Here is a 24,464-nt window from a genome sequence, read left to right on the forward strand (position 1 = left end):
GTCGGCGCAAGCCCACGGATGAGGGTGTCGGCGATTGAGATACCGGTGATCGGTTGCGATCACCGGGACTTGGCGCAAGACCGGCCGGCCGGCTAGGCTGCGATGGTTTCAGCCAGCAGGGCAGCATCCATGAACCCCGATATTCCCGGCAGCGACGGCAGCTATCTCTATTATGACAGCGACTATCCCTGGCCGGAGGAGATGGAGGCCGACCCGGCACTGCGCATGGCCGCAGCCCGTCAGGGCATCCTGCATGACGTGCCGCATTACCTGCGGCTGGCACGGGACCTGGCCTCCATGCTGGGCCGGGCGCCGCGCATAACGGAACTGGCCTGCGGCACAGGCCGGCTGTCGGTACCGCTGGCCCGTGCCGGGTTCGCGGTGCAGGGGGTGGACGCCTCCCCCGCCATGCTGGAGGGCCTGCGCCAGCGGCTGGAGCGGGAGGATGCGGCCACCGTCAGCCTTCTGCATGTGCATGAGGGGGACCTGAGACAACTGGACCTGCCGGAAAAGGCCCAGGACCTGATCATCATGGGGTTCAACATCCTGATGCTGATCGCCGACTTCCAGGCGCAGCAGGATGTTCTGGCGCGGGCCTGTGCGCATCTGGCACCCGGTGGCTGGCTGGCGCTGGATGTGGCCAATCCGCTGATGCTGTCGCTGGGCGCCTCGGCCACACCGGATGCCAGCTATACCCGCCGCAACCGGCGTACCGGCAATCTCTATACGAAATTCGCCATGGTCGGCCAGTTGGACGAGCGGCAGGTGCAGCATGTCCATGGCTGGTATGACGAGGTGGTTCCCGGCGGGGCCGTAAGGCGGACGCATTACGGCTTCCACTGGCGACCCGTCTTCCGTTTCGAACTGGAACTGATGCTGCGTCAGGCCGGTTTCGATCTGGAGCGGGTCGATGGCGATTTCCAGGGCGGCCCCTTCGATACCGGTGCGCCGAAAATGGTGGTGCTGGCCCGGCGAAGGGCCTGAGCGCAACGGCCTGGGTTCACCCGGTCCTGCGGGGAAAGGCAATGGTGAAACAGGAACCCGCACCGGGCCGGCTTTCCACATCGATACGGCCACCCAGGCGCTGGGTGACGAGGTTGTAGACGAGGTGCAGGCCCAGACCCGTGCCTCCCGCCTCCCGCCGGGTGGTGAAGAACGGGTCGAAGATGCGGGGCAGCGTGGCCGCATCGATGCCCCCGCCATCATCGGCCACCGACAGTTCCGCCCAGCCCGGCGTGCCAGCGGATGGCGACAGCGTCACACGGATGGTGCCGGCGGTGCCGGCCGGAAACGCATGGGTCAGCGCATTCATCATCAGGTTGGTGATGACCTGCGCAATGGTGCCGGGTGCGCTGTCCACCATCATCCCAGGCGCCAGCGCACAGACCAGCCGGTGCGGCAGGCGGCGAAGCTGCGGCTGCAGACTGCGCAGCACCTCGCCCACGTAAATCCCCAGGTCGAAGCGGCGGATCTGATCCGTGGTCTGGTCCACGGCCACCTGCTTGAAGCTTTGGACCAGATCGGCGGCGCGGCTGATGTTGCCGGAAACGAAACCCATCGCCTCCGTGGCGGAGGCGACATAATCGGCCAGGTCGGTCCGGGTCAGGCTGCCGTCGCGCCAGGCCCGCGCGAAACGGTCGGTGTCCTGCGCAAAGGCCGTGGCGGCCGTGACGGCTACACCCAGAGGCGTATTGATCTCATGCGCCACGCCGGCGACCAGCCCGCCCAGCGCCGCCATCTTTTCCGCCTGAATAAGGTCGCGCTGCGTGGCCCGCAGCCGGTCCAGGGTCCGGCCCATCTCCTCCGCCGTCAGGCGCATGACGTCGATGCCCAGGCCCAGGCCTACGGCGGCACCATCGGCATCGGCCAGGATGAAGCCGCGATGCAGTGCATCGGGCTTGCGTTCGGCAATCATGCTGTTCAGGGCGGACAGGCCGGTATCCGCCGGCACCAGCAGGGGGGCCGCATCGGCCAGATGCGTGACGGGCCGGCGGGCATAAAGGTCACGGCCATAACGCTGGGAAAAATGCAGCAGAAAGGTCGGCCGGTCGGCCAGGGCCAGCGGCCGGCGCCCCTGTCCCTCCAGCACGATGACGCCGGGAAGGTCGGGTTCGCGCTGGAACAATTCGGCCACGGCGCCGCATCTTGTATCGGCCGGCACGAACGGCACGGGCCGGCACAGCCGGGCCGCCGTCCATGCCAGATCATCCGCCACCATCCCCCTGCCCGTTGCCGGGGTGCCGCCCGCGTACCGGTCCACGCCCGTTTCCTTCGGTCCGATCGTCCTTGCCTGCCGTTGTCTTGCCAGAAAGCCATGAAGGATTTGTGAAATGATCACGGCAGCGGAAGGGGGCCGGCATCAGCCGCCCTTCAGCACCGTCAGGGCCGCATCCCAATAAGGCACGGGCCCGAACCGGCCGGCCAGGAAATCCACGAAGGCCCGGACCTTTGGGCTCAGGTGCCGGTTGGCGGGATAGACGGCATGGACCGCAAGCGGTGGCGGCAGCCAGGCATCCAGCACCGGCACCAGCCGGCCCGAGGCCAACGCATCGCCGACAATGAAGGTGGGCAGCAGGACCAGGCCCTGCCCCTGGCTTGCGGCTTCCCGCAGCGCGTCGCCATTATTGGCGCGCAGCCGGCCGGTGATGCGCTGTCCGCGCGTTTCTTCCGCTCCCGGGGCGGCGCGGAAGCTCCATTGTTCCGGGTTCTGGACATTGGTGTAGATCAGGCAATCATGCGACTGGATATCGGCCGGCTCCTGCGGTGTGCCCCGCCGGGCCAGATATTCGGGGCTGGCGCAGATGACGGCCCGGGCCGGGCACAGGCGGCGCGCCACCAGCGAACTGTCGCGCAGCCGCCCGATGCGCACGGCCAGGTCATAGCCTTCATCCACCAGGTCCACGAACCGGTCGGACAGGTCCATATCCACCGCCACTTCCGGATAGAGGCGCATGAAATCGGCGATGGCGCCCGACAAATGATCCACACCGAACGATACCGGTGCCGCCAGCTTCAGCGTGCCGCGCGGGGCGGCATGCTGGCTGGCCACCGACCGTTCCGCCTCCTCCAGTGCCTCCAGCGCCTGGGAGACGCGGGCATGGAAACCCTCGCCCACCTGTGTCAGGCTGATATGGCGCGTCGTGCGGTTGAACAGCCGGGCGCCCAGCCGGGCTTCCAGTTCCCCGATACGGCGGCTGGCCGCGGATTTCGACAGGCCCAGCTTTTCCGCGGCCTTGGTGAAGCTGCGCCCCTCCGCGACCAGCGTGAAAAGCCGCAGATCATCCAACCGGTCCATGCCAACCCCACACGATGTCGCCGCCACATTGTTCCCGCCGCATTGTCCCGAAATGCGCAACAAAGCTGTTCGACATTGGACCATTATCAGCAACCCAGCAACGGACTATCTTTCATTCCAGCAGCAACGCACACCACCAAAGACGGAGAACAAAGATGAGCAAGGTTCTGGTCCTCTACTATTCTTCCTACGGTCATGTGGAAACGATGGCCAAGGCCGTCGCGGAGGGTGCGGCGTCCGTGCCGGGCACCGAGGTCGTGGTCAAGCGGGTGCCCGAGCTGGTGCCGGAGGATGTGGCCAAGCGTTCCGGCATCAAGCTGGACCAGCAGGCGCCTGTGGCGACCGTGAACGAGTTGCCCGACTATGATGCCATCATCTTCGGCACACCGACCCGGTTCGGCATGATGGCGTCGCAGATGCGCAACTTCCTGGACCAGACGGGCGGCCTGTGGGCCAAGGGTGCGCTGATCGGCAAGGTCGGGTCGGTCTTCGTTTCCACAGCGACCCAGCATGGCGGCCAGGAATCGACCCTGCTTTCCTTCCACACCACCTTGCTGCATCACGGCTTCGTCGTGGCGGGCCTGCCCTACAGCTTCGCCGGTCAGGGCCGCCTGGACGAGGTGACGGGCGGCAGCCCCTATGGCGCCACCACCATCGCCGGCAGCGACGGTTCGCGCCAGCCGTCGGAGAACGAGCTGGAAGGCGCCCGTTTCCAGGGCGCGCATGTGGCGCGGCTGGCCGCCAAGCTGTCCGCGTAACCGCACAACCAACATTCTCAATCCCATGACCAATGGTCCCCGCGCCGTCGCCATGACGGGGCGGCCCGGGGAGCCGAACAGGAGAAGTGTCATGATCGAGCATCGCCCCTTCAACGGCCTCGGCAAGGCCAATCACGGCTGGCTGCGCGCCAATTTCCACTTCAGCTTTGCCGGCTATCACAATCCCGCGCGGGTCCATTGGGGACCGTTGCGGGTGTGGAACGATGACACCATCGATTCCAACACGGGCTTCGACCCGCATCCGCATCAGGACATGGAAATCATCACCTATGTCCGCAAGGGCGCCATCACGCACCAGGACTTTCTGGGCAACGAAGGCCGGACGGAAGCAGGTGACGTGCAGGTGATGTCGGCCGGCACGGGCATCGTGCATGCCGAATATAACCGGGAGCCGGGTGAAACCACCCTGTTCCAGATCTGGATCATCCCCAACAAGCGGGGCGTGAAGCCGCGCTGGGAACAGGCCCGGTTCCCCAAGGGCACCGACGCCGACGGTCGGCTGCGCGTTCTGGCATCGGGCCGGGATCAGGACAAGGATAGCGGCGCGCTGTTCATCCATCAGGATGCGGCACTTTTGGGTGGAACCTTGCCGGCGGGTACGGTGTTGACCCATCGATTGGGTGATCGGCTGGCTTATCTGGTGCCTGCCCGCGGCAAGGTGAAGGTCAATGGCCAGACCCTGGAAGCCCGCGATGGCGCGGCGGTCAGGGATGAAGAGGTCCTGACCATCGAGGTGCTGGAAGAAGCCGAGTTGATCCTGGCCGATCTGCCGCGCACGGCCTGACCGGGCCTGATCGGCATTGAAATACCGGGGCCGGTCCTCTCCCCCTCCCCCTGAAGGCCGGCCCCGGCCATGAAGGGCGGCGTCTGCCCACAGGCGCCGCCCTTTTTCCTTTCCTGTTGCCTTTCCTTCCTGTCCGGCCTCGCGCCCTGCGGTCATCCGCCCCTGGCGCCCGCCGGCGGGCCGTGCCAGCCTGTCATCATCGATCCAGCCGAGGGATGACCGAAACCGTGAGTACACAACCCGACCCAGCCGGCCCCGATGCCGTCGCCCTTCGCCTGATGCTGCTGGCCAGCCTGTTCGGCGCGGTGGCCGTGGCCGCCGGCGCCTATGCCAGCCACGGGCTGGGGGCCGTGCGCGATGCGCGGGCCGTGGCATTATGGGGAATGGCGAGCCATTATCAGATGATCCATGCCCTGGCCATCCTGGCCGTTGTCGCCCTGCGCCGCAGCCTGCCCCGGCAGGCCCGCTGGCTGACGGCCAGCGGGCTGTGCTTCGCGCTGGGTTGCGTGCTGTTCCCCGGCGCCCTCTATGCGCTGGGTTGGTACGGGCCGTCCGCCATGGGGGCAGTGGCCCCTATCGGCGGCCTGTCCTTCATCGCCGGCTGGTTGCTTGCAGGCTGGGCCGCCATGCGTGCCCAGGGTGCCGGCGCGGGTTGAGGCAGGGTGCGTATCACACGAAAAAGGCCGGCGGGTCGCCCCGCCGGCCTTTTTCGTAACTGGAGCCAAGCCCGGGCTTACGTATCCAGGAAGCTGCGCAGTTTGCGCGACCGTGAGGGGTGCTTCAGCTTGCGCAGGGCCTTGGCCTCGATCTGCCGGATACGCTCGCGCGTGACGCTGAACTGCTGGCCCACCTCTTCCAGGGTGTGGTCGGTGTTCATGCCGATGCCGAAGCGCATGCGCAGCACCCGCTCCTCGCGGGCCGTCAGCGTGGCCAGGATACGGGTCGTCGTCTCGCGCAGGTTCGCCTGGATGGCGGCATCGAGGGGAAGCACGGCGCTCTTGTCCTCGATGAAATCGCCCAGATGGCTATCCTCCTCATCACCGATCGGCGTCTCCAGCGAAATCGGCTCCTTGGCGATCTTCAGGACCTTGCGGACCTTCTCCAGCGGCATCATCAGCCGCTCGGCCAGTTCCTCCGGTGTCGGCTCGCGCCCGATCTCGTGCAGCATCTGGCGGCTGGTGCGCACCAGTTTGTTGATCGTTTCGATCATATGCACGGGAATGCGGATGGTGCGGGCCTGGTCGGCGATCGACCGGGTGATGGCCTGCCGGATCCACCATGTGGCATAGGTGGAGAACTTGTAGCCGCGCCGGTACTCGAACTTGTCGACCGCCTTCATCAGGCCGATATTGCCTTCCTGGATCAGGTCCAGGAACTGAAGGCCGCGGTTCGTGTACTTCTTGGCGATGGAGATGACGAGGCGCAGGTTGGCCTCCACCATCTCCTTCTTGGCGCGGCTGGCCTCCTTCTCGCCCTTCTGCACCGTGGAGACGATGCGGCGGAACTCCCCGATGGGCAGGCGGGCCTGACCCGACACCTCCGCGATGCCCTCACGCACGCGCCCCACCTCATAGGAGGAGCGCTCGGCGAACCGGCCCCAGGCCTTCGACAGGTTCTTGCAGCGGTCCAGCCAGTTCGGGTCCAGTTCGGACCCGTAATAATGCTGCAGGAAATCCTCGCGCTTCACCCGGCAATCGGTAGCCAGCCGCAGCAGCCGGCCCTCGAAACCCAGCAATTTGCGGTTAAGCGCGTAAAGCTGTTCGACAAGCTGTTCGATACGGCCATTGTTCAGGCGCACGGAATTGACCAGCTCGGTCAATTCGGCCTTCACCTTCTCGTATTTCTTGTCCGCCCCCTTGACCAGTTCCTCACCCCGTTGCAGCGATGCAAGGCGAAGCTCCTGAATCTTGTGCAGGCGGTCGTAGGTTTCCTCGATCTTGCCGAAGGTCTCCAGCACCTTGGGCTTCAGCTCGGCCTCCATGGCGGACAGGGAGACGTTGCCCTCCTCCTCGCTCTCGCCCTCGGTGCCGGCACCGCCTTCACCCTCGCCCTCGCCGCGTTCGCCTTCTTCCTCGTCGCGTTCGGCGGCGGGACCGTCCAGGGCTTCCGGCGGCAGGGCGCCCGTCTCCGGGTCACCGTAAGAGGCGTCCAGGTCAATGATGTCGCGCAGCAACATCTTGCCGTCCTGCAACGCCTGGTGCCATTCGATGATGGCCTGGATGGTCAGCGGCGATTCACAAATCGCGCCGATCATCATTTCACGGCCGGCCTCGATGCGCTTGGCGATGGCGATTTCGCCCTCGCGCGACAACAGCTCCACCGACCCCATTTCGCGCAGATACATGCGCACGGGATCGTCGGTGCGGCCGATATCGTCATCGTCCAGGTTGCCGGACTGGCGGCCTTCGCCCTCGCCGTCGCTATTGCCGCTCTCTTCCTGCTCTTCGCCCTCGACGACGTTGATGCCCATCTCGGACAACAGCGCCATCGTATCTTCGATCTGCTCGGAAGATGAGCTGTCGGGCGGCAAGGCGGAGTTCAGTTCGTCATAGGTGACGTACCCACGCTCCTTGCCGCGCGCGATCATCTTTTTGACGGCAATGGCCATACCGTCCATCAGAGGACCATTGGCTTCCTCTTCCCGCTGCTCCGACACTTCCGCCGTCTGCGCCGTTTTCGTCGCCATTCGCTCGCTGCCCCCGCACTCTCAAGGCTGCCATCGGTAAATGCAAATGGACGACTCGGGCAAGAGCCCGGTCATCCGCTCGAACTAGGTCTGGCTATAACTTTCGTGAGTGAAGCCAAACTGTGTCCGCCAAGACACAGTTTACGCAAACGAATGCTTCGCCGCACGCCCGCATTGCCGGCCGTGTGCCATTCATCCGTCCATCTCCGTCAGATTGTCGGCATGTCCGCGGAGAATCAGCAGCTCCCGCTGCAAGGCACGCAGGCGGCCGAGATCGCTTTCGCTGAAACTTTCAGCGAAACGTCTTTCGGCCTCGCGCAGCTCGCGCTGAAGCAACCCATCCTCTGAACTTAACCAGACCTCCTGCCAGCCACTCCGTGCGGTTTCGATGGACGCTCCTGGTTGCGCGAATTTCGGCGCGTCCGCACTCAGCAGACTATCCAGCGTCTCTTGAAAGCCGCGATCAGACAGGTGGCGCTTCAGGCCGTCCGCGTCAAGTGCTGATTCGGCCGTGAGGCATGCGACCAGCGTCTGGCGCAGGGCCTCCAACTCCCCATCCGCGAATTCGGCACCGCCCAGCACCTCCCCCACATCCTGGAAAAGCTCGGGGTGATGCAGCACGGCCAGCAGCAGGTAACGTTCCCGCCGGCGTGGTTCGGTACGCAGGGTCCCACTGCGGAAGCGGCTGTCCCACAGGCGGCTGACCGGCACCTCTCCGGGCAGCAGACGGCGCGGCCGGGCCGGGCCGTTGCCGGCAGCACCCGCGCCGAAGCCGCCCCCGGCCGCCCGGATGGCAGCGCGCAGCTTTTCCCGCAGGACCGAACGGTAGCTGTAGGCAACCGATTTGTCCGCGACCTTGTCCATCATCTGGTTGATGCCGGCCTCGATCCGCAGCCGGCCGTCGGCCGTCTTCGCGTCCTCCCCCTGGCGCACCAGTTCCCAGATGAAATCCTCCAGCGCCAGGGCACGGTCCAGCACGGCCTGGAAGGCATCACGGCCGCCCGACCGGATCAGGCTGTCGGGGTCCTCCTTGTCCGGCATGAAAGCGATGCGTACCGTGGTGTCGGGCAGCAGGATGGGCAGGATGCGATCCACGGCACGCATGGCCGCCCGGCGCCCGGCATTGTCACCGTCGAAGCACAGCACGGGATTGCGCTGGCCTTCCGGTGCCAGCTTCCATAGGACCTGAATCTGCGTTTCCGTCATGGCCGTGCCCAGCGGCGCCACGGCCCCCTCGAACCCGGCCAGGACGCAGGCGATGACATCCATATAGCCTTCGGTGACGATCAGGCGCTGGCCATCCGCCGCCGCCTGTCGGGCCCGCGACATGCCGTAGAGAAGATTACCCTTGTGAAACAGCGGGTTCTCCGCCGAATTGATATATTTGGGCCCGTCCCCCTCCAGCACGCGCCCGCCGAACGCGACCACCTGCCCCCGCCGGTCCGTGACGGGAAACATGACGCGGTTCCAGAAAAAATTGCGGATGGCGCGGCCGGGTTCCGGCCGCTTGAACAGGCCCACCTCCACCATGTCGGCCTCGCTATATCCCGCTTCGGCCAGCAGGGCGCGCAGCGGCGCGCCATCCTGCGGGGCATAGCCCAGGCGGAACCGCGCGATCCCCTCGTCATCCAGGCCGCGGCGGCGCAGATAATCCAGCGCCTGCCGGCCGGCGGGATTATACAGTTCTCGCTCGTAATACCGCGCGGCCTGTTCGACCAGGTCGTACAGCGATTTCTGCCGCTCGAAATGCTCACGCTCCTGCGGCGTGGCCTTCGGCACCTGCATCCCGACCTCACCGGCCAGATGCTCCACCGCCTCCATGAAGGACAGGTTGTCATAACGCATGACGAACCCGATCTGGTCGCCATGGGCACCGCACCCGAAGCAATGAAAGAAATTCTTCTGGTCGTTGACGTAGAAGCTGGGCGTCTTCTCGTTATGGAAGGGGCACGGGGCCTTGAACTCGCGGCCGGCGCGGATCAGGCGCATGCGCTTCATCACCACTTCCGACACGGAAAGGCGGGAACGCAAATCTTCCAGGAATTGCGGCGGCAGGGCCATCAGGGACGCAATCTCTTAAAGTCTCGGGCGCGGATAGCCGGCGAGCATAGACCAGGCGACAGGGCAAACACCATGCGCGCAGGCATTTATCCCCAGGTTGCCCCGGAATTCACAGCCTGTGGATAAAGGCTGTTTGCTTCGAATTTCATCGGTACGGAGATTGCTTGCCTCCGGGAATAAAATTTCCCGGACGAAGGGCATGCGCCATGAACATCAGCTCCATGTTTTCCCCCGCCGCCATCCTGGCACGATTGCAGGCGAAACCAGCCGCGAACGCCGCCGCCCCGGCCACCCCGCCCGACCAGACGACGGGCCCCGCCCGCGTGGACACGGCCGCCCGGCAGAAGGACGAGATGGCAGCCCTGAAGAAGGAACGGGACGCCTACGACACGCAGCGCCACAATGAAATCCGCAAGCGGGAGAAGGAATTCGAACAGACCCATGGCCGCAAATATGGACAGGAGGGCGATCCGCCACTGGCCTACCAGATGGCCCTTCCCGTCAATGAGCGCGGCTATCAGCCCTTCGTCAGCGCGGACCAGCAGAAGCAGATCGACGCCATCACCGACAAGTACCGCTACCAGGAAAATTTTGCCCCCATGTGGGAAGAATTGACCGCCATGGGCCTGAACACGGACCAGTTGGTGAAGTCGGCGAAATACTTCATCTCTATGGATGGCCGCATGGCGACGCGGGAGGAAGCGACGAAGGGCATCGACATCAAGGTTTGAGGATGCATCGATCAGCCGCATGGCCGGCAGGGCGCACCCCGCCAGCCTGCCGCCCTCAACCTGCCCCCCTCAACTGCCGCCTGTTTACGGAGATCAGCCCACAAGCTTCTCGCGAACCATGGCGCTGGCCTTCGTGAAGTCCATCTGGCCGGCATAGCGGCCGCGCAGCTCCGCCATCACCCTGCCCATGTCCTTCACGCCCGTGGCCCCCACCTCCGCGATCAGGGCGGCGATGGCCTCGCGCGTCTCCACCTCGTCCAGTTGCTTGGGCAGGAACCGCTCGATGATGCTGATCTCCTCGCGCTCCTGCTGCGCCAGTTCGGTACGGCCACCCTGTTCGTACATGGTGATGCTTTCGCGGCGCTGCTTCACCATGGTCTGCAGCATGGCCAGGATGGTGGCGTCGTCGATACCATCCTGGTTGCCCGTGCCGCGGGCCGCGATATCGCGATCCTTCAGCGCCGCGATGATCAGCCGGACGGTGGCGAGGGCGCGGCTGTCCTTGGCGCGCATCGCATCCTTCAGGGCTTCGGTCAGCGTCTGGCGCAACATGGCATACCTCTGTGGGCTGATCAGGAAACAGCGGGCAACATTAGCCAAGATGATCAGGGGTTGCCAGTAAATAGCAGGTGCCGGACAGCCTTGCGCCGCGATGCGGCATCCGCCCCCCGGCAGGCGCGGGGCAGGGCCGCGCCCGCATTTCTTGACCACCCTGCCGGGAATGGCTAATTCACCTCCAGAACCGTACCGGCCCTGGCCGGCGCGCGGCATCGGCGCGGCCTGCACCTGGATGCCCCCCCTTCCGTCGGCAACGGCGGCGCGGGCGGCTGACCGGGGGTGGATCGCGACGCATCGCGGGCAGGCCGCCCCGCCCCCGGGCGGGAAAGGCCGGCGTTTTCCCGATCATGATGACGCCCGCCGGGCGTCACCCTGCTGACCATAAGGTGCCCGCCATGTCCGACACCCCGCCGATGGGTTCCCCCAGCCGCGCGCCCGCCCCCAAGGGGGCTACCGGCGTTCTCGTCCTTGCCGATGGCTCGGTCTTCTGGGGACGCGGCGTCGGCGCCGTCGGACATCGCGTGGGGGAGGTCTGCTTCAACACCTCCATGACCGGCTATCAGGAGATCATGACCGATCCCTCCTATGCCGGGCAGATCATCACCTTCACCTTCCCGCATATCGGGAACGTGGGGACGAACGCGGAAGACATCGAGACGGTGACCCCCGTGGCGCGCGGCCTGATCATCAAGGCCGACATCACGGAGCCGGCAAACTGGCGCGCCACGCAGCATCTGGACGCCTGGCTGAAAAGCCACGGTCTGGTCGGCCTTTCCGGCATCGACACGAGGCGCCTGACCCGCCGCATCCGTGACCAGGGCGCGCCCAACGGCGTCATCGCCCATGCCCCTGACGGTGTTTTCGACATCGACGCGCTGGTGAAGATCGCCCGCGAATGGCCCGGCCTGGAAGGCATGGACCTGGCCCGCGAGGTCACCACCCGGCAGACCTATGGCTGGAACGAGACGATCTGGGACCTGAAGGACGGGTACGGCACACAGGCGGCCCCCAAGCACCATGTCGTCGCCATGGATTTCGGTGCCAAGCGGAATATCCTGCGCTGCCTGGCAACGTCGGGCTGCAAGGTGACCGTCGTTCCCGCCACCACCACGGCGGAAGAGATCCTGTCCCTGAACCCCGACGGCATCTTCCTGTCGAATGGCCCCGGCGACCCGGCGGCCACGGGCGAATATGCCGTGCCGACCATTGCCCGGCTGGTGGAAAGCGGCAAGCCGATCTTCGGCATCTGCCTGGGACACCAGATGCTGGCCCTGGCCCTCGGCGGCCGCACGGTCAAGATGGAGAAGGGCCATCGCGGCGCCAACCATCCCGTGAAGGACCTGGCATCCGGCGTGGTGGAGATCACCAGCCAGAATCACGGCTTTGTCGTCCTGCGCGAAAGCCTGCCGGAAGAGGTGGAGGTGACCCACGTCTCCCTGTTCGACGGCACGAACGAGGGCATCCGACTGTCCGGCCGTCCCGTCTTCTCCGTGCAGTACCATCCCGAGGCCAGTCCCGGACCGGAGGACAGCCATTACCTGTTCGACCGGTTCATCGATGCCATCGAAGGGCGCTACTGAGGTGACGACAATGCTCGGCGCCGCCCGCCTGGGTGAATGGGACCGGCCGTCGAGCATGCCGGACGGGCTTGCCACGCTGGTGGCCGGCTGGCCCGTCATCAACCGCTCTCCCGCCGCAGAGGCGTTCCTGGATGCCAGTGGCCTGATCCGGGTCAGCAATGTCTGGAACCTGCCCTGCGGCGCCTTCCCCACGGACCGGCCGATCGACCAGCATGCCGGCTGGGCCGTGGCCCGGCTGGCCGACCAGGTCTGGAAGGTGATAGAGGTCGCCCCGCCCCATCCGCGTGATGGCGGCCGCGCCCTGCTGCGCGACCGGGCCGAACGGCTGTTGCAGGGCCGGCGCTGGACGGGCGGGGACCTGGAAGCGCTGGACAGCCTGTTGCGCGACAGCCCCGTGCGCCACGATGTCTGGCTGGCGGCTGACGCCGGCCGCGAGCGCGCACTGAAATCCCTGTTGAAGCTGCGGCTGGTCCTGCTGGCAGCGGAGGCGCATCCCGCCCTGCCCGCACCCGTCGTCAGTGTGCTGGCGGATGGCCCCGTTCTCTGGATGGACAGCGACGCGCGGGAGGTGTCCGACCAGGTCATGGCCCACAGCCGCCGCCGCATGGAGGTTGCCGCCAAGCGCACCGCCCGCGACGACCGCCAGCGCGGCACCGATCTGAAGGACGGCATCGCCCAGGCTGTGCAGGCCGTCTTTCCTGCCATGCCCGATGATGTGGCCCATGCCGCCGCCGCCCGGCTGGCACCGGGCGCCATCAAGCTGGGCCGCCGGCCGGGAACTCAGGCGATCGTGGATTGCGTGGCCGAAATCCGGCTGGAACGGTGGCGGCAGGCCGTGGTGAACGAGCCCAAGGTCGCTGCCCGGCTGGCCGCCATGCAGGCGCGTGGGGACAATAACCGTGTCCGCAAGCGCTTCCGCGACCAGCGGGCGCTGGAGCGTGTGGCCGAGGAGATCGCCGACTGGCGCGGCTCACTCGAACCCGTCACATCCCGCTGGCTGGGCGACGCGGGCTGATCCTGCCGTCCCTGCCTGGCCGTGACCATCCCGACCGGCCGCACAAGCGGGATGGCGCGACATCCATCAGGGCTTGCGGCCCAGCACACTGTCCAGCAGGGACCGTGCGCCGTCCTTGGAATGGCGCAGTCTTTCAATCTGTTCCCTGGCCTTGGCCGGGTCGCGCAGTGCGGCCCGCACGGATGCCGACAGGTCTGGCGCATAGGTCAGGTTGTCGAACGTCCCCCGCACGCGGACGGGAACGTTGATGCCGTCGGCATCCAGGTTACCCGTACCCTGCCCTTCCAGGCTGGCCACCAGCCGGGTGCCCAGCCGCATGTCCACACGGCGGTTGGGCAGGTTGACCGTGCCCTTGCCCGCCACACGCAGCAACGGGGCCAGCAGGCGGAAATCCTCCGTCGCCACGGTCCCGTTCGTGATCGTGAAGGCGCCCCCCATCTCTGCGAAATCGGTCTGCGGCGGCTCCTGGCCACCCTGGCCGATGGCGCTGCGGATGATGTGGGCCAGGTTGATGCCCTTGACGGCGCCGTCGCGGAACAGCACCTCCCCCTTGCCGTTCAGGCTGCCGACCAGCTCCTGCTGGTTCGCCCCCGTCGCCTTGATATCCAGCGTGCCGTCCGTCGTTCCCGTCAGGCGGTTGAAATCGGCAAAGCGGATCAACAGCGGTTCGGCCTGCACGCCCTGCGCCCTGGCGACCAGACCGAGATTGAGCGCCGGCCGGCTGACATCCAGCGACAGGCGCCCCCCCAGCATGCCGCCGAACACGGGCGTGTCGGCCAGCACGGCGTTCAGGCGGCCATCCGCCAGCTTCAGCCCCATGGCAGCCGGCCCCGTCTCCACCCCCTTGAACAGCAGCCCGGCCAGACGAAGGTCCAGGTCCAGATCGAAGACCTTCATCGCGGAAAGGTCGATCGCCTCCCGGCTCCAGCCCTGCGATGCGGCCGGGGGAACGGCGGCATCACCGCCGTCGCTGGCGGCCGGCGGCGGTTCGTCGGCGGGCAGGTAACGATCCAGTTCCAGGCGCGGCAACGACAAGGTGCCGGCCAGCGCCGGACGGGGGCCATCCAGACGGATGTTCAGGTCCCCATCGGCGGTCAGGTCCCCGGCCACGGCCTTCAACCCGGCCAGCCCCAGCCGCACGGAGGTACCCGTCAGGCGGCCGGTAAGCGACAGGTCGTCCACCGGCAGGTCGGCCGGGGCCGCCCCCGTCGCCGCACGGACCAGATCGTCAAGCGATGCGACCTTCAGCGCCAGGTCACCCGCCAGATTGACGGGTGCGTCGCCCTGACGTTCCACCTGCCCCTTGACGGCCAGATTGCTGCCGGCACCCGACAGGCGCAGGTCCAGACCCGCCGTGCCGCCGGCCAGCAGCGGCCGCACCGGATCGATGACCACGTCCAGCGCCAGCGGCGTGCCGTTCAGCTTCATCTCGGCTTCCAGTTCCAGCGCCTCGTCCAGGGCCGGCATGGACAAGGTGATGTTGACGTCCGTCGCCTCCCGCACCATGCCCGTGCGCGCGTCGGTATAGCGCAGGCGGCCATCCACCACTTCCACATCCGACAGCGACAGATCCGCCACCAGATCGGTCCCGCCGGCATTGGCCGGGGGGGTGCCGTCGCCCGCAGCGGGCGACGGGCCGCGTGTGAATGAGACGTTCCAGTTCGGCCGTCCCTGACGATCGACGGTCAGGTCGATGAAGGGTTCCGTCAGCACGAACCTCTCCACCTCCGCGCGTCCGCGCAACAGGGGGATCAGCCGCAGGCGCACGGCCAGCCGCTTCACCCGCAGCAGGTCCTCACCCTGGCGGATGCCAGCGAACTGCACATCGTCGGCCGTAACGGCGATGGAGGGGAAGTAGGAGAGATCGACACGCCCGCCGATGGTCAGCTCCCGGCCCGTCGCCACCTCCACTTCCCGTTCCACCTGTGCCACGATGGCACCCACCGGCACCAGGAACGGTAACGCCACGGCAGCCGCCATGAGCAGAAGCAGCAGCACGGAAAGGGTGACGGCGAATTTGCGCATGCTGGGTCCGGCTTGTTGCGAACGGTTCGGTCTCGTTACCATCGAGTGTTTCAGCCCACCTTGCCCAAAACAAGGCCGAACATGGCATCTTTCGTGTGGGTCGGGGTTGGAGGAAGGGCGCAAAGCCGCTATATCCTGCGCACTATGACCTTGACCGATCCACCGCAGACCGCCCCCCTGATCGACCCGTTCGGCCGTGCGATCACCTATGTTCGCGTCTCGGTCACCGACCGGTGCGACTTCCGCTGCGTCTATTGCATGTCGGAGGATATGACTTTCCTGCCCAAGGCGGACATCCTGTCGCTGGAGGAACTGGACCGGCTCTGTTCCGCCTTTGTCGCCATGGGCACGCGCAAGCTGCGCCTGACCGGCGGGGAGCCGCTGGTCAGGCGCAACATCATGGAACTGATCCGCAGCCTGGGCCGGCATCTGCGCACCGGCGCGCTGGACGAACTGACGCTGACCACCAATGGCAGCCAGCTCGCCCGGCACGCCGACGGGCTGCGCGCGGCCGGCGTGCGGCGCATCAACGTATCGGTCGATACGCTGGACCCGGACCGCTTCGCCACCATCACCCGCTGGGGCCGGCTAGCCCAGGTGCTGGACGGGCTGGACGCCGCCAAGCGCGCGGGGCTGGAGGTGAAGATCAATGCCGTGGCACTGAAGGGCGTGAATGACGGCGAGATCGACCATATGCTGGCCTGGTGCGGCGAGCAGGGGTTCGATCTGACCCTGATCGAGGTCATGCCGCTGGGCGACATGGACGGCAATGGCGGCGGTGCCGTGCGGGAGGAACAGTTCATGTCGCTGCGCGCGCTGCGCGCCGACCTGGAACAGCGCTGGACCCTGATCGACAGCACCTACCGCACGGGCGGCCCCGCCCGTTATGTCACGGTGGGGGAAACGGGGCGGCGGCTGGGTTTCATCACGCCGCTGTCCCATAATTTCTGCGAAAGCTGCAATCGTGTCCGCGTCACCTGCACAGGCACCCTCTATATGTGCCTGGGGCAGGAGGATGCGGCCGACCTGCGGGCGCCGCTGCGCGCCAGTCCCGATGACGGGCTGCTGCACGATGCCATCCGCGATGCCATCCGCGCCAAGCCCAAGGGCCATGATTTCATCATCGGGCGCGGGCACGCCCCTGCCGTGGGCCGCCATATGAGCGTGACGGGCGGTTGATTGCGTGCGTCTTTGCCCCGCACCGCCGCTTCGGGTAAGGTGCCGTCCCGCCGCCACCTGATACCGGGAACAATGCTTTGCACCAGACCCCCGTGCCGCTTGCCTTCGTTGCCGCCGACACGCCGGAGTCCCGTGCCGCCCGCGACAGGCTGGCCGTCCGCTATGGCGGCGTACCGCCGGAGGAGGCCGGGATCATTGTCGCCCTGGGCGGTGACGGCTTCCTGCTGGAGACATTGCACCGCTACCTGATCCGCGGCGTGCCCGTCTATGGCATGAACCGCGGCTCGGTCGGGTTCCTGCTGAACGCCTACAGCGAGGATGGGTTGACCCGCCGGCTGATGCGGGCCCAGCGCGTGGTGCTGCACCCGCTGCGCATGACGGCCGTGACGACCACCGGGGAGGAGTTGGAGGGCCTGGCCTTCAACGAGGTGTCATTGCTGCGCGAAACGCGGCAGGCGGCCAAGCTGCGCATCAGCGTCGACGGGCGCGAGCGCATGCCCGAACTGACCTGCGACGGTGCGCTGGTATCGACGCCGGCCGGCAGCACGGCCTACAACCTGTCCGCCCACGGCCCCATCCTGCCGCTCGGCGCCGACATCCTGGCCCTGACACCGATCAGCGCCTTCCGCCCGCGCCGCTGGCGCGGGGCCTTGCTGCCCCACACCGCACGCATCCAGTTCGACGTGCTGGAGCAGTCCAAGCGCCCCGTCAGCGCCGTGGCGGATTTCACGGAAGTGCGCGACGTCGTGCGGGTGGAAATCCGTGAAGACCGCAAGGTGGCCAGCACCCTGCTGTTCGACCCCGAACTGGCGCTGGAGGAACGTATCCTGAAGGAACAATTCTCCCCGTGACCATCCCCGGCGGATGATTGAGCGGGTCCGCCCGTCTCAAACAAGCGGCCGAAAACCTTGACCGATGGTCAAGGTTTTCGGCACCTCAAGCGCCGGGCCGGCAGTCGCCGGCCTATACCAGGAGCATCAGTCATAAATTCATGCCCCTGGTATCACTCCGCCGCGATGCGGGCCGTGCGGTCCAGGGCATAATCGCGCATGACGCGGACCAGGGTCATCAGGTTGGCGCGAAGCGTATGGAACCCTTCGTGCGGTTCCAGCGTCTCTTCGTTCATGTAGAGGCGCCGGTCGATCTCAAGCTGCAGGGAATGCCGGCCCCGCGCCGGGTCAGCATAGCGGCGAACCAGTTCCACGCCCTTATAGGGATCGTTCACCCGCACGACATAGCCCATCCGCCGCAACGTATCGACGACCAGCCGCGTAAAGCCCGGTTCGGACGTGGTGCCATCCCGGTCGCCGATCACGAAATCGGGCGACTGCCGGTCCGGGCCGATCACGAAGGATGGCATGGAATGGCAGTTCACATGATAGACGGCGCCAAAACGCGCATGGATCGCATCCAGCGATTCCGCCAGCAGTTCATGATAGGGGCGCCAGTAATTCTCCAGGCGGTCCTGCACCACGGTTGCGGGCAGGCGGCCATCATACATGGGCACGCCCGGCCGGCACAGGTGCCGGACCAGGCCCATACCGGCCACACTTTTCCCCGACGGGTTCAGGGGGCCGGGCCATGTCCCCTCCAGCATGCCTGGATCGATATCGTCGGGGGCGCGGTTGACATCGATATAGCTGCGGGGGAACAGCGCACATAGCAGCGTCGCCCCCATGTCCGGGACGGGACTGAACAGTTCATCGACATGCGTATCCTCTGCCTGCCGCAGCAGGGGAAAGGGGCATATGAAATTGAAATCGGCCGGATAGCGCGTGCCGCTATGCGGGCTGTCGAACAGCAGGGGTACGACCGGGCTGGCCGGATCATGCCGGACGACCACATCGTCGATCACCAAACTCATCGGCAAGCCCCTGTCTTGCGGCCAGGAAGCGGGCGGGGGGACGAGCCCGTCCTGTCACCGCCCTTTCATCGAATTGCATTGGAACCTATACATTTATGGCACCTGCGCGTCGATAGCACCATTGGCATGCCAGCCCCCGGCCTGGGTGCGATGCAACATGGACCGGAAGGGTGGAAGGACAGGCATGGCGCGGATCGAACCCCTGGCCCCGGGCGACCTGTGGCCGCCGGACATCACCGGTCTGGTACCGGGCAATGATTGCACCGACCATGTTTATCGCTTCGATGCGGCGGTGCCCGGCCCGCATGTGCTGGTCAATGCCCTGATGCATGGCAACGAGGTGTGCGGCGCCGTGGCGGTGGCAACCCTGCTACGGGCCGGCATCCGACCATGCCGCGGCAGCCTGACCTTCAGCTTCGCCAATGTGGAGGCGTTCAACCATCTCGACCCGCAGTTCCCTGTTCTGTCCCGCTATATGGATGAGGACATGAACCGGGTCTGGGCACCGGACATCCTGGCCGGCAGCGGAGACAGCATCGAGCGGCGCCGCGCCCGGTCGCTCTGGCCCCTGTTCGCCGAGGCCGACTTCCTGCTGGACCTGCATTCCATGCAGCATGACACAATTCCCCTCATGCTGGCCGGCCGCAGCGCGCGCGGCCGTGCGCTGGCCGGCCGTCTCGGGATGCCCGGCTTCGTCGTCATGGACGGGGGCCATGCGGGGGGCCTGCGCCTGATCGACCATCCCCGCTTCACCGACGGCGCCGACGGGCCCGTGGCGCTGCTGGCCGAATGCGGCCGGCACCAGGACCGGTCCAGCGCGCGCACGGCCCTGGCCGTCACGGCCCGGTTCCTGGCCGTGACGGGCGCGGTGGCCACCACCGCGCTCAGCCCATGGCTGCCATCCGCCGAACCGCCGCCTCCGCGGTTTGTCGAGGTGACGGAAACCGTTACGGTATGCAGCGAGCAATTCCGTTTCCTTCAGGACTTCAAGGGCATGGACATCATTCCCCGGGCCGGGACAGGCTTTGCCGTGGATGCCGGCAGGCTGCTGCGCACGCCCCATGACGACTGCGTCATGATCATGCCGGCGCGCGTACCCATGCGTGGACAGACCGCTGTCCGGCTGGGACGGTTCCGGTCATGACGCTGCGGACCCTGTGGCGTGACGCGGACCCCGGCGGCTTCGCTGCCGCCATCCTGCTGGGCACAGCCGGCGGTTATCTCTGTTTCCGGCTGCATGTGCCGCTGGCATTCATGATCGGCGCCATGCTGACCACGACGGTGGCAACCATGGCGGGCCTGCGGACCAGTGTTCCGCCCCTGTTGCGCAACGGCATGGTGATGGTGCTGGGCATCATGCTGGGCAGCGCCTTCTCGCCAGCTCTGCTGGGCCATCTGCGGGAATGGACCGTCAGCCTGACGGGGCTGCTCGCCTATATCGTCGTGGCGGCCGGCGTCGGCATCCTCTACCTGCAGAAGGTGGCGCGGTACGATCCGGTGACGGCCTATTTCACGGCGATGCCCGGGGGCTTCAACGAGATGGTGATGATGGGCGGGTCGCTGGGCGGGGATGACCGCACCATCGCCCTGGGTCACAGCCTGCGCATCATGCTGGTGGTGATGACCCTGCCCTTCGCCTTCCAGGCCCTGCCCGGCTATGATCCGGCCGGCCGCGACTGGAGCCTTCGGGGCCTTGGCCCCGACGTTCTGGATGTGGCCTGGCGCGATTATGCGCTGATGGCGCTATGCTGCGTGGGGGCGCCGGTGGCGCTGCGCCTGCGCGTGCCGGCCGGCATCCTGGTGGGACCCATGCTGCTGTCGGCGCTGATCCATCTGCTGGGCCTGACGGCCGCCAAGCCGCCCGGCCTGCTGGTCGCGGTGGCGCAGGTCGTGATCGGCTCGGCCATCGGTGCGCGCTTCGCCAACATCCCCATCACCCGCGTGGCCCATATCGCCCTGGTGGCGGCCGGGCTGACGCTGGCATTGCTGGCGGTGACGGTGGCCATGGCATTGGGGGTGCATCTGCTGACGGGGCTCAGCCTGCCGGCGCTGATCCTGGCCTATGCGCCGGGCGGACTGGCGGAGATGAGCCTGGTGGCCCTGTCGCTGCACGTGGACGCCGCCTTCGTGGCCACCCACCATATCGTGCGCATCGTCCTGATCGTCCTGTTCGCGCCCGCCGCCTATCATTTATGGCGACGCTGGGCCCAACGACGGGGCCGGACCACCCCGCCGGACATCGGCGGCTGAAACCGGCACAACAAGTGTCGACGGGTGCGCCGATCGCCGTTTGTTACATGAATTGGGCTTGGCGCAGCAGGCTATAGAACTGGCGCAGGGCGCTGGCCTGTTCCTGCGGGGTGTCCAGCCCCTCCACGAACTTGCCGTCGAAATTGGGCTGGCGCAGGTGTCCTACGATCTGGTCGCGCACGATCTTGCGGGCCTTGGGGCTCGACAGCACATCGTTGGCTGCGAACTGCATCAGCCGGATGGCACGGATGCGCAAAATGGCGGATGGGTCGTCCAGCCGCTCGATCACGCGGGCGGAGACGATGTAGCCGGCCACCATCTCATCCACCCGGTCGGCCGCGCCGGAGCGGGCATCGTCGGGCAGTTCCGATTCCACGATAGTCCGGTAAAGCGAGGCCATGGCCTGCATCTTGGGCTTCAGCGGCACCTGCGCGCCCACAAGCTGATTGACGTCGCGGTCGCCGGACAGCAGCGGCCGCAGGCGGGCCACCACGGTTTCCATCTCCCGCTGGCCAATGTCGCTGCCGGCCAGTTCGGCCAGATACAGCGCCCGGTCGCGCATCGTGGGCAGCATGGCCAGGATGCCGTCGATGGACAGACGCCGCCCTTCCCCGCCGCCCTGTTCGATGAAGCGCAGATAGCCCTGGGACAGCGCGTCCGCCATGCGGCTGCCACCGAACAGGCCGGCGGGCGAGAAGACGCGGCCCATGATGGCCGTCATATGCAGGCGGTTGCGTTCCGGATCGCGCGCCAGCGGCGCCGTGCCGCGCAGGCTGCGCAGGAACCCTTCCAGCACCATCTGCCAGCTTTGCGGCGCGTGGCCCAGGCCCAGCCATCGGCTGAGGACGCTGGAGATGGGGGGAGCCTGCTCCCTGTCGGTGCCTTCGAACCCGCCTTCCAGCAGATCCAGCATCCGCATCAGCGCCGTCCCCAGGTCGGGCTGCCGTCCCAGCAGGTCCTGCAGCACCGACGGAAAGCTGACGGCGTCGGCGACCAGCGTATCGATGATGTTGATATGGGCCGGCTTGTTGGCCCCGGCCTCCCCCGCCGTTTCCAACAGCCATTCGACTTTGCCCAGCAGGGTGCGTATCTGCACCATGTCGCGACACAGGACGATCTTGGACAGGTAATCGACCTGTGCCGCATCGCTGCCGCACAGGGCCTCCACCTTGTCCATCGCGGTGCGGAAACCATCCTGCCGCGCGCTGAACGCGGCCTTTTTCTGCCCCGCTTCGGCCCGGACACGCAAATCCGACAGGCCGGTATAGATCAGGTCCCGCCGTTCGCGCACATCCTGGCCTGTGACCTTGCCCTGGATGCTGGCCACACGCCCCACAGCGGTCGGCACCATATTCTCGAAATTGACGGCGCGCTTCATCTCCGCCGCGTTGTACAGCAGCTCCGACGCGGTCAGGGACCTTTCCTCAAGATACTGACGCAGCAGCTTGGAGATGGTCTGCCGGCTTTCTGCCTGCAGGTAATCATGGGTTTCCGTGCAGACGGGGCTGGTATCCACGGGCTGGACCTGGATCACCCTGCCGCGCTGTTCCCGCATTTCCGAAAACAGGATGGTCTGGGTGGCGGGCTTGCCGGGCACACCGGCGAAATCGCGGACGACGCGCACGCCCTCGCGGTTGGGCAGCAGCTTGGTGGCCAGCGCCCTTGCTTCCTCCTCGGTTGCCAGTGAATCCTCAATGACCCAATGGTCAACCTTGAAGGTCTGTACCTCGAAATTCAACCGGCGCCCAATGGGGGCGCCCCTGCCGCCACCGGTCAGGCTGGACATCCACATATTCCCCTCAGCCCCCCTTTTGGAGAATGCAAACCCCTTTGGGGCTTCCGCAATTATATCCGAACGGATAGGGAAATAAATGCCGCTTTAATCTTTCGGTGCAGAAAATGTCGAAACAACCGGCAATCTCGAAACATTATCGGGGTTTGCCTTTCTCCCACACCGGGTCCGCCGCGAACAGGGGAACGGTGGAAATCGACATCTTGGCCGAGGCGTCCTTCACCTGCCGGCTATAGACGACATAAACCAGTGTGTCGTTGGACTTGTCATAGATCCGGCGCACGGCGATGGATTTGAATACCAGGCTCTTGCGTTCGGAGAAGACCTCCTCCCCCCGCTTGGACAGGTTGATGTCGCCGATGACCACCGGCCCCGTCTGCCGGCAGGCAATGGAGGCGTTGGACGGGTCCTCAAACCAGTTGCCCTTGGAGAGCCGATCCCAGACCGAGCGGTCGAAATCCACGATATGACAGGTGATGCCCTTCACACCCGGATCGGGAAAGGCCGTGATGTCCAGTTCGTTGCCCGTCCAGTCGTTGCTGAACTCCCCGACCAGTTCCTGGGCGGCGGCCGGCAGGCACAGCGCGAATGACAGGGCAAGCGGGACGAGACGGCGGAACATGGGACACATCCTTCACCATGGGAACCCGCGAACGGGCAGACCGCGTGATCATAGCAATTCCCGATGCGTTGGACCCATCGGGAATTGGTCCGGCGGAATTGGTCCCCGTGCCGAACGCACAGGGAGAACACACAGGGCGGTTGCATTTCCTTCGCCGGCGCTCGCCTTCGGGCGCGGTCCATGCGATGGTTGCCAGCGGCGCCCCGCCACATGGCGGGCGACAGCCTTTGTGTTTTGGGGGACTTGGATGGAAATCAGCATCTTTGCCGGCGTCCTGGCCGTCTTCGGCATCCTGCTGGCCTTCGCCGGCATCAAGACCGTGCCACAGGGGCAGGAATATACGGTGGAGCGGTTCGGCCGTTATACCCATACGCTGCGTCCGGGCCTGCATTTCATCGTACCTTTCGTCGACCGGATCGGCTCGAAGCTGAGCATGATGGAAACCGTGCTGGACGTGCCCAGCCAGGAGGTGATCACCAAGGACAACGCTATGGTGACCGTGGATGGCGTGGTGTTCTTCCAGGTTCTGGACGCGGCCCGGGCGGCCTATGAGGTGAACAGCCTGCGGCTCGCCATCCTGAACCTGACCATGACCAATGTCCGCACCGTCATGGGCTCCATGGACCTGGACGAGTTGCTGTCCCAGCGCGACCGCATCAACGCACAGCTTCTGCATGTCGTCGACGATGCAACCCAGCCCTGGGGCATCAAGGTCACGCGCATCGAGATCCGCGACATCCAGCCGCCGCGCGACCTGGTGGACAGCATGGCCCGCCAGATGAAGGCGGAACGTGATCGCCGCGCCCTGATCCTGGAGGCTGAAGGCGCCCGGCAATCGGCCATCCTGAAGGCCGAAGGCCAGAAACAGGCCGCCATCCTGGAGGCCGAGGGCCGGCGCGAGGCCGCGTTCCGCGATGCCGAGGCGCGCGAACGCGAAGCCCAGGCCGAAGCGGAGGCGACGCGCATGGTGTCGGAGGCCATCGCATCGGGCAATGTGCAGGCCATCAACTATTTCGTGGCCCAGCAATATCTGACCACTTTCAAGGAGTTCGCTCACAGCCCGAACCAGAAGGTGCTGTTCATGCCCATCGAGGCCACCAGCGTCATCGGATCGCTGGGGGGCCTGGCCGAACTGGCGCGGGAGACGTTCGCGGGTGGCAATGGCAGCACGCCGGGCCCGGCATCCGCAGCAAGCCGCGCCCCCCCCCCCCCCCCCCCCCCCCCCCCCCCCCCCCCCCCCCCC

At 66.3% G+C, this 24,464-nt stretch carries 21 protein-coding genes; 12 read left to right on the plus strand and 9 right to left on the minus strand.

Annotated elements, in window-relative coordinates:
* Nucleotides 1-129: 129 nt before the first annotated feature.
* The gene (locus tag ACM9LZ_RS24255; RefSeq protein WP_416622105.1) at nt 130-984 is read left to right on the plus strand and encodes a class I SAM-dependent methyltransferase; all 855 of its coding nucleotides are present in this window, start codon (nt 130-132) and stop codon (nt 982-984) included.
* Nucleotides 985-1,000: 16 nt separating this feature from the next.
* Here ACM9LZ_RS24255 and ACM9LZ_RS24260 read toward each other — a convergent pair whose 3' ends face one another.
* The gene (locus tag ACM9LZ_RS24260) at nt 1,001-2,260 is read right to left on the minus strand and encodes a sensor histidine kinase (protein ID WP_416622106.1); all 1,260 of its coding nucleotides are present in this window, start codon (nt 2,258-2,260) and stop codon (nt 1,001-1,003) included.
* Between the two features lie 99 nt (nt 2,261-2,359).
* On the minus strand, nt 2,360-3,295 hold the full coding sequence (locus ACM9LZ_RS24265) for a LysR family transcriptional regulator (protein WP_416622107.1): 936 nt from the start codon (nt 3,293-3,295) through the stop codon (nt 2,360-2,362).
* Nucleotides 3,296-3,450: 155 nt separating this feature from the next.
* Between ACM9LZ_RS24265 and wrbA the strand changes: the two genes are divergently transcribed.
* From wrbA to ACM9LZ_RS24280, 3 genes are all read left to right on the plus strand, one after another.
* Nucleotides 3,451-4,053: an NAD(P)H:quinone oxidoreductase gene (wrbA, locus tag ACM9LZ_RS24270; RefSeq protein ID WP_416622108.1), complete on the plus strand. Its 603-nt coding sequence runs from the start codon at nt 3,451-3,453 to the stop codon at nt 4,051-4,053.
* 91 nt (nt 4,054-4,144) lie between these two features.
* Nucleotides 4,145-4,858, plus strand: a complete 714-nt coding sequence (locus ACM9LZ_RS24275) for a pirin family protein (protein ID WP_416622109.1) — start codon at nt 4,145-4,147, stop codon at nt 4,856-4,858.
* Between the two features lie 227 nt (nt 4,859-5,085).
* Nucleotides 5,086-5,514 (plus strand): DUF423 domain-containing protein, encoded by a 429-nt coding sequence (locus tag ACM9LZ_RS24280; RefSeq protein ID WP_416622110.1) that lies wholly within the window; start codon nt 5,086-5,088, stop codon nt 5,512-5,514.
* A gap of 77 nt (nt 5,515-5,591) precedes the next feature.
* On the opposite strand, the gene rpoD is transcribed toward ACM9LZ_RS24280, so the two are convergent.
* Nucleotides 5,592-7,544 (minus strand): RNA polymerase sigma factor RpoD, encoded by a 1,953-nt coding sequence (rpoD, locus tag ACM9LZ_RS24285; protein ID WP_416622111.1) that lies wholly within the window; start codon nt 7,542-7,544, stop codon nt 5,592-5,594.
* 192 nt (nt 7,545-7,736) lie between these two features.
* On the minus strand, nt 7,737-9,605 hold the full coding sequence (dnaG, locus tag ACM9LZ_RS24290; protein WP_416622112.1) for a DNA primase: 1,869 nt from the start codon (nt 9,603-9,605) through the stop codon (nt 7,737-7,739).
* A gap of 206 nt (nt 9,606-9,811) precedes the next feature.
* Here dnaG and ACM9LZ_RS24295 point away from each other — a divergent pair, with 206 nt between their 5' ends.
* Nucleotides 9,812-10,336 carry a hypothetical protein gene (locus tag ACM9LZ_RS24295; RefSeq protein ID WP_416622113.1) on the plus strand — a complete coding sequence of 175 codons (525 nt, stop codon included), beginning with the start codon at nt 9,812-9,814 and terminating at the stop codon, nt 10,334-10,336.
* A gap of 93 nt (nt 10,337-10,429) precedes the next feature.
* On the opposite strand, the gene ACM9LZ_RS24300 is transcribed toward ACM9LZ_RS24295, so the two are convergent.
* Entirely contained in the window at nt 10,430-10,888 is a 459-nt protein-coding gene (locus ACM9LZ_RS24300; RefSeq protein ID WP_416622114.1) for a GatB/YqeY domain-containing protein, read from the minus strand.
* Between the two features lie 401 nt (nt 10,889-11,289).
* Here ACM9LZ_RS24300 and carA point away from each other — a divergent pair, with 401 nt between their 5' ends.
* Both carA and ACM9LZ_RS24310 read left to right on the plus strand, forming a co-directional pair.
* A complete protein-coding gene (carA, locus tag ACM9LZ_RS24305; RefSeq protein WP_416622115.1) occupies nt 11,290-12,474 on the plus strand; it encodes a glutamine-hydrolyzing carbamoyl-phosphate synthase small subunit in 1,185 nt (394 codons plus the stop codon).
* Between the two features lie 10 nt (nt 12,475-12,484).
* On the plus strand, nt 12,485-13,489 hold the full coding sequence (locus ACM9LZ_RS24310) for a hypothetical protein (RefSeq protein WP_416622116.1): 1,005 nt from the start codon (nt 12,485-12,487) through the stop codon (nt 13,487-13,489).
* A 66-nt stretch (nt 13,490-13,555) separates the two neighbouring features.
* Here the strand turns inward: ACM9LZ_RS24310 and ACM9LZ_RS24315 are convergent, their stop codons facing one another.
* A complete protein-coding gene (locus ACM9LZ_RS24315) occupies nt 13,556-15,556 on the minus strand; it encodes an AsmA family protein (protein WP_465123049.1) in 2,001 nt (666 codons plus the stop codon).
* Between the two features lie 102 nt (nt 15,557-15,658).
* Here ACM9LZ_RS24315 and moaA point away from each other — a divergent pair, with 102 nt between their 5' ends.
* Together moaA and ACM9LZ_RS24325 are read left to right on the plus strand one after the other, a co-directional pair.
* Nucleotides 15,659-16,693, plus strand: a complete 1,035-nt coding sequence (moaA, locus tag ACM9LZ_RS24320) for a GTP 3',8-cyclase MoaA (RefSeq protein WP_416622125.1) — start codon at nt 15,659-15,661, stop codon at nt 16,691-16,693.
* 77 nt (nt 16,694-16,770) lie between these two features.
* A complete protein-coding gene (locus ACM9LZ_RS24325) occupies nt 16,771-17,544 on the plus strand; it encodes an NAD kinase (RefSeq protein WP_416622118.1) in 774 nt (257 codons plus the stop codon).
* 152 nt (nt 17,545-17,696) lie between these two features.
* Here the strand turns inward: ACM9LZ_RS24325 and ACM9LZ_RS24330 are convergent, their stop codons facing one another.
* Nucleotides 17,697-18,557 carry an N-formylglutamate amidohydrolase gene (locus ACM9LZ_RS24330; protein WP_416622119.1) on the minus strand — a complete coding sequence of 287 codons (861 nt, stop codon included), beginning with the start codon at nt 18,555-18,557 and terminating at the stop codon, nt 17,697-17,699.
* 184 nt (nt 18,558-18,741) lie between these two features.
* On the opposite strand from ACM9LZ_RS24330, the gene ACM9LZ_RS24335 reads away from it, so the two are divergent.
* Entirely contained in the window at nt 18,742-19,701 is a 960-nt protein-coding gene (locus tag ACM9LZ_RS24335) for a M14 family metallopeptidase (RefSeq protein WP_416622120.1), read from the plus strand.
* Nucleotides 19,698-20,807, plus strand: coding sequence for an AbrB family transcriptional regulator (locus ACM9LZ_RS24340; protein ID WP_416622121.1), 1,110 nt, complete (start codon nt 19,698-19,700; stop codon nt 20,805-20,807). Before ACM9LZ_RS24335 ends, ACM9LZ_RS24340 begins: the two co-directional genes overlap by 4 nt.
* Before the next feature lie 43 nt (nt 20,808-20,850).
* On the opposite strand, the gene ACM9LZ_RS24345 is transcribed toward ACM9LZ_RS24340, so the two are convergent.
* Both ACM9LZ_RS24345 and ACM9LZ_RS24350 read right to left on the minus strand, forming a co-directional pair.
* Nucleotides 20,851-22,593, minus strand: coding sequence for a hypothetical protein (locus ACM9LZ_RS24345; protein WP_416622122.1), 1,743 nt, complete (start codon nt 22,591-22,593; stop codon nt 20,851-20,853).
* A 142-nt stretch (nt 22,594-22,735) separates the two neighbouring features.
* Nucleotides 22,736-23,221, minus strand: a complete 486-nt coding sequence (locus ACM9LZ_RS24350) for a CreA family protein (RefSeq protein ID WP_416622123.1) — start codon at nt 23,219-23,221, stop codon at nt 22,736-22,738.
* A gap of 247 nt (nt 23,222-23,468) precedes the next feature.
* Between ACM9LZ_RS24350 and ACM9LZ_RS24355 the strand changes: the two genes are divergently transcribed.
* On the plus strand, nt 23,469-24,464 hold a 996-nt coding region (locus tag ACM9LZ_RS24355), incomplete at its 3' end, for an SPFH domain-containing protein (RefSeq protein ID WP_416622124.1).

The sequence above is a fragment of the Niveispirillum fermenti genome (assembly GCF_048066175.1).
In the GTDB taxonomy this organism is placed as follows: Bacteria; Pseudomonadota; Alphaproteobacteria; order Azospirillales; family Azospirillaceae; genus Niveispirillum; species Niveispirillum fermenti.